Annotated in this window: 11 protein-coding genes; 4 read left to right on the top strand and 7 right to left on the bottom strand. The window is 48.5% G+C overall.

Annotated features, from left to right (window positions below):
* Nucleotides 1–280: 280 nt before the first annotated feature.
* From panB to EYB31_RS02675, 4 genes are all read right to left on the bottom strand, one after another.
* Nucleotides 281–1,096, bottom strand: a complete 816-nt coding sequence (panB, locus tag EYB31_RS02690; RefSeq protein ID WP_131011735.1) for a 3-methyl-2-oxobutanoate hydroxymethyltransferase — start codon at nt 1,094–1,096, stop codon at nt 281–283.
* A gap of 491 nt (nt 1,097–1,587) precedes the next feature.
* Nucleotides 1,588–2,505, bottom strand: a complete 918-nt coding sequence (locus tag EYB31_RS02685) for a polyprenyl synthetase family protein (RefSeq protein ID WP_131011734.1) — start codon at nt 2,503–2,505, stop codon at nt 1,588–1,590.
* Between the two features lie 18 nt (nt 2,506–2,523).
* On the bottom strand, nt 2,524–3,156 hold the full coding sequence (locus EYB31_RS02680) for a response regulator transcription factor (RefSeq protein WP_131011733.1): 633 nt from the start codon (nt 3,154–3,156) through the stop codon (nt 2,524–2,526).
* Nucleotides 3,153–5,480 carry an ATP-binding protein gene (locus EYB31_RS02675; protein WP_131011732.1) on the bottom strand — a complete coding sequence of 776 codons (2,328 nt, stop codon included), beginning with the start codon at nt 5,478–5,480 and terminating at the stop codon, nt 3,153–3,155. Before EYB31_RS02675 ends, EYB31_RS02680 begins: the two co-directional genes overlap by 4 nt.
* 76 nt (nt 5,481–5,556) lie before the next feature.
* On the opposite strand from EYB31_RS02675, the gene EYB31_RS02670 reads away from it, so the two are divergent.
* Together EYB31_RS02670 and EYB31_RS02665 are read left to right on the top strand one after the other, a co-directional pair.
* The gene (locus tag EYB31_RS02670) at nt 5,557–5,754 is read left to right on the top strand and encodes a hypothetical protein (RefSeq protein ID WP_131011731.1); all 198 of its coding nucleotides are present in this window, start codon (nt 5,557–5,559) and stop codon (nt 5,752–5,754) included.
* 327 nt (nt 5,755–6,081) lie between these two features.
* Entirely contained in the window at nt 6,082–6,273 is a 192-nt protein-coding gene (locus EYB31_RS02665) for an aspartyl-phosphate phosphatase Spo0E family protein (RefSeq protein WP_131011730.1), read from the top strand.
* Between the two features lie 204 nt (nt 6,274–6,477).
* Here the strand turns inward: EYB31_RS02665 and EYB31_RS02660 are convergent, their stop codons facing one another.
* Nucleotides 6,478–7,743 carry an FAD-binding protein gene (locus EYB31_RS02660; protein WP_131011729.1) on the bottom strand — a complete coding sequence of 422 codons (1,266 nt, stop codon included), beginning with the start codon at nt 7,741–7,743 and terminating at the stop codon, nt 6,478–6,480.
* Between the two features lie 292 nt (nt 7,744–8,035).
* Here EYB31_RS02660 and EYB31_RS02655 point away from each other — a divergent pair, with 292 nt between their 5' ends.
* Nucleotides 8,036–8,923, top strand: coding sequence for a fructose bisphosphate aldolase (locus EYB31_RS02655; protein WP_131011728.1), 888 nt, complete (start codon nt 8,036–8,038; stop codon nt 8,921–8,923).
* Between the two features lie 136 nt (nt 8,924–9,059).
* Here EYB31_RS02655 and EYB31_RS02650 read toward each other — a convergent pair whose 3' ends face one another.
* A complete protein-coding gene (locus EYB31_RS02650; protein WP_131011727.1) occupies nt 9,060–9,731 on the bottom strand; it encodes an O-methyltransferase in 672 nt (223 codons plus the stop codon).
* A gap of 136 nt (nt 9,732–9,867) precedes the next feature.
* Between EYB31_RS02650 and EYB31_RS02645 the strand changes: the two genes are divergently transcribed.
* Entirely contained in the window at nt 9,868–10,752 is an 885-nt protein-coding gene (locus tag EYB31_RS02645) for a LysR family transcriptional regulator (protein WP_131011726.1), read from the top strand.
* A 183-nt stretch (nt 10,753–10,935) separates the two neighbouring features.
* On the opposite strand, the gene EYB31_RS02640 is transcribed toward EYB31_RS02645, so the two are convergent.
* The gene (locus EYB31_RS02640; RefSeq protein WP_131012097.1) at nt 10,936–11,802 is read right to left on the bottom strand and encodes a sigma-70 family RNA polymerase sigma factor; all 867 of its coding nucleotides are present in this window, start codon (nt 11,800–11,802) and stop codon (nt 10,936–10,938) included.
* Nucleotides 11,803–12,043 lie beyond the last annotated feature (241 nt).

The following is a 12,043-nucleotide window of genomic DNA, read 5'->3' as shown; positions in this document are numbered from 1 at the left end:
GGGAAACATAAAGCAGGTGTCGAGAGCACCATTCTATAGTCCTGCTTCGCGAAAATGATAAAAAAATTAGCGAAAATCAACGATACACGTCGTCACATATGATGCAGCGCCTTTAATATGGGTCTTACGAACTATTCGGTTATCACCATTTTATCATTTTATATCCTCTAGTGGTCTAAAATTTTAACGCTTTTTTGCCAGTGATCAGCCCATTATTTTAAATAAAAAACGGAAGCCCCCCGTCAGGTGCTCCCGCTTGAATTTCTTCCCTTATGTCCATTCACGAATATATTTTCAATAACCGCTCCAATTCCTCGCTTTTCATATTCCGGGCGTTGGCAGGTTGCGGAAATTCGCCGGTTTCCACTTCACGCGTATAGGTTTGAAAAGCATTCAACATCATCTCGCCGACTTGGCCGAAATTTTTCGAATGGCGAAGCTGACCCGAATGGATGCCAAGCATATCCTGCACGATAAGCACCTGCCCGTCCGTAAACCGTCCGGCTCCAATCCCGATCGTTGGAATGGCAAGTTTGCCGGTTATCAGTTTACCAAGCTCTTCAGGTACGAGTTCCAGCACCAGCATGCTGGCCCCGGCATGCTGCAAAGATACCGCGCCATCCACGAGTTTTTTGGCGGAATCAAACGTTTTTCCTTGCACCGCGGCTTTATTATGGGATTGCGGCGTATAGCCGAGATGCCCGCAAACCTCAATCCCGTTGTTGTGCAAATAAGCAACGATCTCCTCTTGAAAACCTTCCAGTTTTACGCCGTCAGCTCCGTGCGCAATTAAATCCTGCGCAGTGGCCAGCGCCATCTCCGGGTTTTCGTATGTCTTAAATGGCATATCGGCCAGCAAATAGGCTTGCTTAACGCCTCTGCGAACCGCTTTCAAATGATGCCGGATGTCGTCCAAGCTAACCGCTGTTTCGTGTGCATATCCCAGCTCGTTGGTTCCCAAGGAATCCCCTACAAAAATAACGTCCAGTCCTGCTTGATCCTGTAATACGGCGGTCGGGTAATCGTAACACGTCAGCATCGTAATCTTTTGAGCGTTTTGTTTCTTGCGGCGCAAATCATTGATCGTTTTGGCCATGTGAATCCTCCTTAAGTCTCCGTTCGCAGCGGAATCAGAGCACAGGTAATGGTGAAGCAAGAGTAGTTAACAGATCAGGTATGAGCTCCGTGGATGCCATCCCGACACTTGAAATTTTATCATACAATTGGACCCGGTCCCACCATTATTTCATCTTCGCCAATATAGAAAAACCGTCCGGAAAAATCGCGAGGCCACTGAAAAAGTGAACACTGCATGAGCGAATCATATTTACGATCGCCAATTGTCCCCGAATTTCTTGAATTCACCTTCTTACGGCAGATGAAATTCGAGGACAAAAGCGAACGCTGGCGCTTCTCCAGCATGATTTCGCTCACTCCGTTACTTTTTCAGTGGCCTCGATTATCGCCGGACGGCCCTTTTGCATTTAATGCGTGGAGAGGGGCGAACAGGGAGCACCTATCGTTTCGCCCCCTGCCTATCCCTTCGCCCGCTTGAGATTCGCGCGCGTTGGAAAAGCCGGCTTTCCGTTAATCCAAAAACGATTCATAAGTCAATTGTCTAAATCGTTCCTTCCAAGGGGAAGCAACATCCAATTGCCCGTAAATCTCCTCCGCTTTTTGCAGGCATACGTTTTGTACGATACGGGCATATTCCAGGCATCCGGAATTATGAATCATTTGAGCGATTTCTTCTTTTTCCTGCCACAGAAAATCAGCCTCGATACGGCCAGCGTAATAGTCTTTGATCTGGTCAAACGCCGGATCCTCATTGGATAGCAAATACAATATGGGCAATGTGCGCTTCTTGCTCAGCAGATCGCTTTTCACGTTGATATGGGCCAAATCCTTCATGTCATTTTGGATTTGATGAACAAGTCCGATGCAATCGGTCAAATCGTGAAGTTTCTCCAGCGTTTCCGCCGCGCAATCCAAAGACGAATACCCCATAAAACAGGCAAACCGGAATAAAGAGCCCGATTTCTCCTGCGTCATCAGCAAGTAATCGTCTGCCGTCAACGCCGAGTTGGTCACATCCTTCTGCTGTCCGTTAACCGACCGGGTGATGATTTTGCTTGCCTCGACAAGCAGCTTATCTTTGATTTGAAGTTGGCCCCATTCTCCGACAACCCCCATGACCAGCGCCAGAATGGCATTCAGCGCGACGGCCTGCGAACATTGCCTCCAAGACTTGCTGTCATGATCCTCGTCCTGCCAATCATCCATAATATCCAACGCCAGAATGAGCAATTCCGTCACCGCGGCCATCTGGTGTACGTGAGGCGAGCGGCCGCCCAACATGTAATGCGTACAAACGGTGATGTCCGACCAAGAGGTGTTTTCCCGTTCTTTGTCCAAGATAAACGTTTTGAGATGGGCATTTAAGTCCTCAACATGAATATAGCCGTCGACAATGCGGAACATCATCTGTTTGATTTCCTGAATCAATGGCCGCCCCTCCTGATCTTATGAATAATTCTGATTTTTGATAAACTTTTCCAGCGCCTCCGCTTTGGATTTGGCCCCTAACTTCTCATAAATTTTGCGCAAATAATTATCAACCGTCCGTTTGCTCGTATGAATATGATCGGCAATCTGTTCGTAGGTGGCTCCCTTAACAACCATATTCATCATGAGCAGCTCTTCCTCATTCAGCGCATGTTCCGCTTTGCCATAAGCGCCGCTGAATTGAGCGTTTCGATAAAGGGAAAGCGGCAGCATGGTATAGCCGTCCAGAATGCAATTGACCATATTTTTAATCGTCCGTTCGCTGGATTCCTTCGAAAGAACGCCGCTTACCCCAAGCTCGATGGACTTGGCGTAAATCCCCTTTAAATCCACCCCGGTAAAAATAACAATATGCGTGTCGGGGAAGTTGCGCTTGATCTGCGCCGCGACTTCCATTCCGGATTTGACGGGAAGGTGGTAATCGAGAAACACAAGTCCCGGTTGATGCTGCGATACGAGCTCCATACATTGCGGGCCATTGCTGACCACCCCGATGACTTCAATCCCGTCTATACTCTCCAACAATACTTTCGTCGCATTGGCTACCAAAGGATGATCGTCTACTACAAGGGTCTTCATCGTTTGACTCACGCGGACAGAACCTCCTCTGTCGGTATCGTAATGGCGATTTTGGTACCTTCGCCTGAATTCGTGATAATTTCCAGTTGCCCGCCCATATGCACAATCCGGCTTCTCACCTGCTCGATTCCCATTCCCGAGGAACCGATGATTTTGGGACGCACGTCTTTATCTTCGAACCCCACGCCATCGTCGCTGTAACTCAAACAAAAATTTCCGTTCCCATCTGTGGCTTGAAAGGTTACTATAGTCGCTTGCGAATGTTTCTTGGCATTGTTCAGCAGTTCCTGAACGATACGGAAAATATGCCGTTTGGTTTGCAAATCTTTATGTTCGATCGCTCCGCTTTGCTGTTCCATAAATATAAGCTGGAACGGCGTCGTATACGCTTCTTTCTCCATGTACATTTTCAAAGTTTGAATCAGACCGATCTCTTTGAGCAGGTGGGGATTTAGTTCAAAGCAGCTTTGCCGCAGCCCGGTATTGATCATCTCGACAAATTGGATCATGGAATTCATCTGATCCCGCTCTTCCGCGCGCAGATCGCGCTTTTCCCCCCAGGCGGCCAGTCTTCTTTTGAGAAAGAAAAGATCCTGCATCGTCGTATCGTGCAAATCAATCGAGATGCGAATCCGCTCCTCCTCCTGCAGTTCAAACATCACTTTGCGAAACCATTGAATATCCTGTGCCGTGTCCTCATTCGGAAGCTGCGAGGCGAGCAGCTGCAATCTGGCCGTCAGCTTGCGAATCAAATGGACGTTCTCCAAGCTGACCTCCAAATAGGAAGTAATTAAACGCAGCCATTGAATTTCTTCTTTTCCCGGCAGTGTGTGCGTTTTTTTGCGTGTGATTACCAAATAACTCGTATACGCTTCGTGACTGCTCATTTCAATGAACGTATAGTGCGGATGAACGGGCATTGTATTCCCGGACGCATCGACAAGCCGGCGGATTTCGGCAACATCGATATCCCCTTCATGAATAATTTCGATATCGCTCTTATTTTGAATCACAATGGCCCCTCCCATCACTTGAAGGGTTTCTACGATATCGACAAGAATAATTTCTTTCAGTTCGCGAAAGCTGGAGATCGTGCCGAGGTTCCTGGAAATTTTTTTCAAAGCTAACTGCAGGACAAACTTTCTTGGGAACAGGAACGGCTCAAGCCTTGTTGTCCAATATTCGGCCGCATACAGCACCGACGTAACCAATATCAGCGAACCGACAAAAACAAACAAAATTTGTTTTTCATCTACAGTACCATGAAACAATAAGACAAAAGCCCCTGTAAACAAGCTGACCGGCACGGCTGCCAGCAGCCCGGCGAACAAAATTCTGCGGATCATAAAACCAAAATCGTAAAGCTTGTCGGATGCGATCATATAGACAAAGGAAATAGGAAAAACCAATATAATCGCACTGGTATACCTTCCGTTTAAAAATTGGTAATCCATAATGACCTTGGGAAGAAACGAAAAACAAATGACGGGCAGAAATGAAATCATCCATGAAAGCCAGACGCTCTTGACGATGCTGGATATGTAGGAGCGCTGTTTGCGGACCTTGACAAATAGGAACATCAAGATACACATGATAAATAAAAAGCCGACCATAAAAAAGCTTAACGTAACAGAGTCATGAAAACGATATACGGTATAAGCCAGCGGCGGGTATAAATACAAGCACCTGGCGGCGAAACTTACGGCAGCAATCGCATACAAGTATTTCAGCACCCACGAAGGCAACTCGAGACCGTCTTTCTCCTTGAAAAAAACGACCAAAAAGTGATAAAACACGATAGGCAGCACCATCATCAGGCTTGCTATGACAAGTTTGCCAAGCGCGTCTCCTCGCACGGATGCGCCCAAGCTCATGTAAATGCCCGTCATCGCTAAAAAAACGAAAAATAATATTTTGGCCGACGGCGTGCGGCGCATTTTCACAAACAGCATAACCGCCATAGACAAACATATAAATTCTTCAACTTTCGGAACGATATCGTAGGAGAAATCGTTTCTCGTACCGATATGGACGGCAAAGTCGCGTCCGTCTCTGCTAATCTCCAATTTTTGAGCTTGTTCGACCGTTCGCCATCTATAGACAAATGAAGATTCATCAGGGGACTTGCCGTCCACCTGCTTGACGATATCCCCGACTTCAAGGGCAAGCTTGGTTCCTGCACCTTCGGGTGCAAGCTCCTTGATGACCCATTCCTGCTGTGGGGTTACATCCAGATATATTCCGATGAAGGGGTAATGGAATGTTAGGAAAGAACACCAAATCTGCAATGCTATAAAAAGCGATACGCACAATCCTAAAATATACTTATTTTTCATTCCGACTCTCCTCCATTCTACATTTTTTTGCTATAATATGTCATGTAGGATACATGTCCCGAGAGGGGGTGAGTTTATGCTAACAATCGAGCTGAACCCGCAACTGCATCGAGTCGTACATACGATGAAAAATGTCGAAGCGCAAGGGATTAATCATCCTTCCACTTCCGCATTGCCTTTGACGAAAGAAGAATCATTCGCCATGATCAGTACCTTTCATCGTCCTGCAAAAGACAGATCAAGAGAACTTTTAGAGCCTCGCTGTGACTGGTAATTGTTGATAGTATTATTTTACCAGATTAATTAAGGATTGTATAATTAGCTCTTCGCTAATGATGCAATCCTTTTTTCATCTTTATGCATATTTTTTTCATAGATTGATATAAAAATGAAAAAAAACTAGCATTTTACGTATCGATTTATGTGATGAAGATACCTCAAATTTCCATTAAAATAAAAGAAATGGAGAATGGCTTGTCTTCCAGATGGTACAAGAAAAGCTTCTCCTGAAGTTCTTCAGGGATAGGCACGATTAAAGAAATGACCGTACGTTCCGGCCTTGGAACATGACAAAACGGGATTAAAGTTGGAGGTGACTGGAATGTACTCAAAAGAACATAAACTCGAGCAGTTGCGCGCGCAATTGGTCAGCCAAGCTTTAAAAGTAGGGAGTTTCACAGACGAAAGAATCGTTCGATTAAGCCAAGAGCTCGATAAATATATCGTCGATTGTCAAAAATCTATGCTCCAACCGTCCCCTGGTTATTATTATAAAAAAACCTCTACCGGCTAATTCCGTTCACACTCTATTCTTATTTCGAGGATATCTACTGCGGTTAACGTACGAGCAGGAAAAGACCCTCCGAAACGTTCGGAAGGTCTTCATCGAATCCGTCTCCGCAATTCCTCTCTAAAAGCAATGTTTCTCGCAAACCTAGCATTTCATGCATTGCCCTCAGACTTATCTCGATTCCCCATATTCAGTTATTTTCTTATGTTAGGATTCCATTATATATCGATTCAGGAAGTCGTTGCGAAATTTCCCGTGAGGATCGCAGCGAAGGAGCAAGTCTCGAAAGTCGGGCAAACGCCCGAAGAGCGATTGCAGCCGTTCAGGAGGCATGGCAAACAGCTTGCCCCAATGCGGACGGGCCTGAAAAGGCGCAAGCTGCTTTTCGATAATCGGCAGCACTTGCTGTACAGCGGGCCAATCCGCTTTCCATGTAAAATGAAAGGCAACCGAATCCTGGTTATAACAGGGGCTCATCCATAAATCGTCCGCGGCGATCGTGCGAACCTCGGAAACATGAAGATGCGGCGATATTTCTTTGCGTACACGTTCAAGCGCGCAAAGAGCCTCGTACGCATCCCGGTGCGCCACATAATACTCGCTTTGCAGCTCATTGCCGGCGCCTGGCACAAAATCCAAACGAAAGTGCGGCATACGCTCATACCACGGGCCTGGAACGCCCATTTGTTCGCTGCAATTTTCGGCCGTATGCCCTGGTACCGGATGCCGCGGCGCTGTTGCTTTTCCCGCTCCAAAATAATCAGGCTGCGTTTGAACAGGGGTTTCATCCGTTACTTTCTGCTTCACCCAGACTTGGTTAAACGCCGCTTCCTTCCAGTTCGTAAACAAGCTGACGCTGTAAGCGCCGGATAAAATAGCGTCTGCATTCTGCTCTAAGGTAGTTAAGGGCAAATGTTCGTACACTGTCTGACTCATTTGAAATGCCGGAACCACATCCAGCGTCATTTTCGTTACTACGCCGAGTCCCCCTAGGCTAACGGCCGCTTCGACGATATCCCCGTCCTGCTGCCCGCGGGAGAACACCATCGTCTCGCCGTCTGCCTTCACGATTTCCATCGAATACACCGCTGTAGCGAGATTCCCGATCCCAACGCCTGAACCGTGAGTAGCCGTTGCGCAAGCTCCTGCAACCGTAATGTGCGGCAGCGAAGCCAAATTCGGCAAAGCATAACCATTGGCGTAAAGGTATTGGCCCAGCTCCCCATACCGGATCCCGCCTTCAACCGTAACCTGATGACGGGTACGGTCCAGCCCGATCACACGATTCAGCTTCTGGAGGGAAATATGGCAACCGGCCGTATCGGCAATGGCATTAAACGAATGCCGTGTCCCCAGTGTCTTCACTTGAGCGCTTTGCGCCACTATTTCCTGCACCTGTTCCATCGTTTCAGGGACATGGAAATCCGCAGCGTTATATTTGTAATTACCAGCCCAATTGTTTTCGTGTTCCATTGTTCCACTCTCCGTTTCAGCCAGCATAAATAAAATCAGCCTTCCATGCAAAAAACGCTTATTTTATCGTAAAGGATGCTCATTGTCTTGTAAAGTTAAAATAGTGCGATAACCTTATCCCGATGTGCGGAAAAAAAGCTGCGGCAACTATGCGGCGTCCGCCGCGGCAGCTTAACCGATTTCGCTTGGTAACAACGAGTCTAGCGGGCACCATGTATGCAACCAAATAAAAATGATATAATAAAAGGATTCAAGATGTCATTTAAGTCCATATAAGGAAGGGGAAACATTCATGAATTCAAAGCAATTGGATCGTATTCATTCGGGAGAGGGCTTTATCGCAGCGTTGGACCAAAGCGGGGGAAGCACGCCTAAAGCGCTGCTGCAGTATGGCGTTAAGGAAGACCGTTATGCCAATGAGGAGGAAATGTACGCTTTGGTGCATGAGATGAGGACACGTATTATTAAAAGTCCCGCTTTTGATTCCAAGTACATTTTAGGCGCGATTCTTTTTGAGAACACGATGGACCGTCTCATTGACGGGCAATTTACCGCCGATTATTTGTGGGAGAAGAAAGGGATTGTGCCTTTTCTCAAAGTCGACAAAGGACTTGCCGACCTGGAAGACGGAGTTCAGCTGATGAAAGCTATGCCTGACTTAAACAGCCTCTTGAAGCGTGCGAACGAACGCCACATCTTTGGCACAAAAATGCGCTCTGTGATTAAAGAAGCCAATCCGTCGGGAATCAAAAAAGTCGTTGAGCAGCAATTTGCCATCGGCAGCCAAATTGTTCAAATGGGGCTGGTTCCGATCATCGAACCGGAAGTCGATATTCACAGCTCGGATAAGATAACATCGGAAAAACTGCTCAAAGATGAAATTTTCAGCCAATTGGCCAAGCTGGATGCAGACGTGAAAATCATGCTCAAACTCTCCATACCGACAGAACATAATTTCTACAGCGATCTGATGAAGGATCCGCATGTGATCCGGGTTGTAGCTTTATCGGGCGGCTATTCGCAAGCGGAGGCGAACGAAAAGCTAGCGCATAATCATGGACTGATTGCCAGTTTCTCGCGTGCCTTGTCCCAAGGGCTGACGGCCGGACAAACCGATGAACAATTTAACGCCATGCTCTCCCAATCAATTCAGGACATTTATCAAGCGTCTATTCAATAAACGCTCACTCAAGCCGGCATTTTCCAACGCTCGTGGATATGAAACGTGCGTTGCGGCGGTATGAGCCTCAAACGGCTGCGAACTTTTAACCAAGCTCGCAGCCGTTTTTTTGTCCTTACCTAGTTGCACCGGGTGCTCAACCGTTGACGATCCCGATAACAAAACCGTCATATCCTTTGCTGCCGACCGTCTGTATCGCCGTTGCTGTAATGTTCGGCTCTTCAGCCAATAGATCGTAGAACTGCCTGACGCCGGCTACACGCGGGTCAAGGGTCTGTTCGTTAATAATTTCTCCTTCGCGGATCACATTATCGCCGACAATGACCGTCCCCGGGTGCGAAAATTGCAGCGCCCACTTCAAATAGGCAGGGTTGTTGGGTTTATCCGCATCGATAAAAATAAGATCAAACGCCTCTGCACCTTCTTCTTTCAGAGCAGCCAATTGCTGCAGCGCGTCCCCTACGCGAATCTCCACTTTTGTCTCCAATCCGGCATAAGCGATGTTGGACCGGGCCACTTGAGCATGATGCGGACTTAGCTCAAGCGTAACGAGCCGTCCGTCAGCCGGTAAAGCGCGCGCCATCCAGATCGTGCTATAGCCGCCTAATGTGCCGATTTCCAAAATCCGCTTTGCCCCTTGCATCCGAGCCCAGATGTGCAGCAGCTTGCCTTGAGCGGGTGTTACGTCTATCTCGGGAAGTTCCGCCCTTCGATTCGCGGACAACACCTCCTCCAATACCGGGTCATGCGGAATCAGGCGCTCCGTAATATACGCATCCACCTTAGTCCAAGTATTTGCCTGGGTCATGCCGATCACATCTCCTTCTCATCAGTTCAAGTTCAGTTACAAAACCAGTTTACATCGTTTGGAATCATAAATATAATATATATTTAAATTAGACACATACAAAATATATATAATTCATACTAAAAGGAGTCCCTTGATGAACCTGCATGCGCTACGCTTATTCCATGTGATTGCCGCAACCGGAAGCGTCACCCGCGCTTCGGAAATGTTGAATATCAGCCAGCCCGCGATAACGGCCCAGGTCAAAAAATTCGAGAAGGAGTTGTCCCTCACCTTGCTTAAACCCCAAGGGCGAGGTGTGACGCTGACGGAAGCCGGTAAGTCGATCGCGATGCTGGCCGACAAGCTGTTTGCCGTAGAGCGGCAGATGGAGCAATACGCCCACGATTATGCCGCCGGAACGATTGGGCATATCCATATCGCGGCTACTTATTTGCCGGCCATCTTCCTCATGCCCACGTGGATTGCCAAGTTCAAACGAAGGTATGAGCAAGTCGAAATGAACATTACGACAACAAATTCCAGCGATGCGTTCAAAAAACTGCTGCATGCGGAAGTTGACCTGGCGATTTATGGAGGTTTGCCCGAAGACGATTCCGACGCAATCGAGACGGAGCATATGTTCCAGGATGAGCTGTGGTTTGTCGTCGCACCGGGTCATCGGTTTGCAAACCAGTCCATCTCCTTGATCGAGATGATGCAGGAATCGTTTGTGATGAGGGAGGAAGGAAGTTCAACCCGTGAACGGTTGTTTGCGTTATGCAGAACCTATAGCGCGCCTGCCCCCAAAATCACGCTGCAATTCAACGGTTTGCACGAAGCGATTCAGGCCGTTGTTGCAGGGTATGGAGCGAATTTTGTATCTTCGCTTGTGGTGCGGGACTATGTCGAGCGCGGCGAGTTGTGCCGCGTGTACGTTGAAGGGATCCATCTGCAAAACACGATTGCCATCTGTACGCGCAAAGGCGAACCGCTTTCGTCTGCGGCGATCCATTTTATCGAAATGATTCGTCAAAGCTAACAAAAAGAAACCACTTCATCCTAAAGTGGTTCCAATTCAGCCGATTTATCCGCGGCTGACGAAAAACGGAAGATTTTCGATTCCTGCCAGACGCATTTCATCCGCCTCTCAACCGCAGCGGCGGACCGGTGTAATCAGCATGCCATCGTGACCCGCCTGCCTCCCCTACTTATACGCCGGAGATTAATCCGCCAGCACCGCCAAGTCCAGTTTGCGGATACGTGCTGGGTCCGAGATCAAATCGACTTCCGCAATTTTCCCATCCCGTATTGTAAATTCAAGCACATAAAGCAGTTTTCCGCGCGGAGCCGCTATAACCCCTACCTCCCCATTCACCAGCGCAAGCTGCGCAGCTTGCGCACGTCCCGAAACTTGCTTGGCAAGCGCTCTTGCGCCACGCGTGATACTTTCGGCTCCTGTCCGGCGATCGTCACGCAACACGACATCCGGATCCAGCGCCGCTACCAGCGTATCGAAGTCGCCGGCATACGCCGCCGCCAAGAAAGCGTCGATCAGCTCGCGTTGACGGGCAAGATCGCCATTGGGCGACTGCTCCGTTCCCTGCACACGGCGGCGTGCGCGGCTTGCAAGCTGTCTAACTGCCGCTTCGGACTTCCCGACAATAGGGGCAATCTCCGTAAATGGCATGGCAAAGATGTCGTGCAGCACAAAGGTCACCCGTTCCGCAGGCTTCAGATTGCCAAGCACTACCAGCAGTGCGAGGCCGACCGAATCGGAGAGCAGCGCTTCCTGCTCAGGGTTGCTCCGATCCTCCTGATATGCAGACATCACGGACAGCTGCGCTTCCATCGATTCCTCGCGTCTTGATTTTCGCGAACGCAGCATGTCAAGACAGATCCGTGAAACTACCGTAGTCAGCCAGCCCCCCAGATTTTCAATCGCACTTGTATCCGAACGGCTAAGGCGCAGCCAAGACTCCTGTACCGCGTCTTCCGCTTCGCTGTAAGAACCCAGCATGCGATAAGCCACCGCCTGGAGGTGATTTCGCTGAGCTTCGAATTGTTCGGCCAACCATTCATGTGTGCTCATCATCCCATACCTTCCCATACCCAAAATGAAGTCCCTACTTTAATGACGAACGAACCGGAGCCATTGTGACAAATCGGCTGGTTTGATAGTTCATCCCGCTTTTTTGGGATGCAGCTGTCACATTCCGGAATGCGCGCTTCGTCATTGTAGTGTAGCGGCGGCAAACACTCTCCATCTCATACGAAGCAGGCAATTTCCAGGTCGGCCTGCTGCGGCCGCGCCGGACATCGGCCTGCCGGTA

This window comes from Paenibacillus thalictri, assembly GCF_004307995.1.
Classification (GTDB): domain Bacteria; phylum Bacillota; class Bacilli; order Paenibacillales; family NBRC-103111; genus Paenibacillus_AF; species Paenibacillus_AF thalictri.
The sequence above is the reverse complement of the archived record's forward strand: the minus strand, read 5'-3'. Positions and strand labels throughout refer to the sequence as shown.

Excerpts from the sequence above, each read along its gene's own strand:
- panB (WP_131011735.1), bottom strand. The coding sequence starts at position 1,096 with ATGGCCAAAACGATCAATGATTTGCGCCGCAAGAAACAAAACGCTCAA.
- EYB31_RS02675 (WP_131011732.1), bottom strand. The coding sequence starts at position 5,480 with ATGAAAAATAAGTATATTTTAGGATTGTGCGTATCGCTTTTTATAGCA.
- EYB31_RS02670 (WP_131011731.1), top strand. The coding sequence starts at position 5,557 with ATGCTAACAATCGAGCTGAACCCGCAACTGCATCGAGTCGTACATACG.
- EYB31_RS02665 (WP_131011730.1), top strand. The coding sequence starts at position 6,082 with ATGTACTCAAAAGAACATAAACTCGAGCAGTTGCGCGCGCAATTGGTC.
- EYB31_RS02660 (WP_131011729.1), bottom strand. The coding sequence starts at position 7,743 with ATGGAACACGAAAACAATTGGGCTGGTAATTACAAATATAACGCTGCG.
- EYB31_RS02655 (WP_131011728.1), top strand. The coding sequence starts at position 8,036 with ATGAATTCAAAGCAATTGGATCGTATTCATTCGGGAGAGGGCTTTATC.
- EYB31_RS02650 (WP_131011727.1), bottom strand. The coding sequence starts at position 9,731 with ATGACCCAGGCAAATACTTGGACTAAGGTGGATGCGTATATTACGGAG.
- EYB31_RS02645 (WP_131011726.1), top strand. The coding sequence starts at position 9,868 with ATGAACCTGCATGCGCTACGCTTATTCCATGTGATTGCCGCAACCGGA.
- EYB31_RS02640 (WP_131012097.1), bottom strand. The coding sequence starts at position 11,802 with ATGAGCACACATGAATGGTTGGCCGAACAATTCGAAGCTCAGCGAAAT.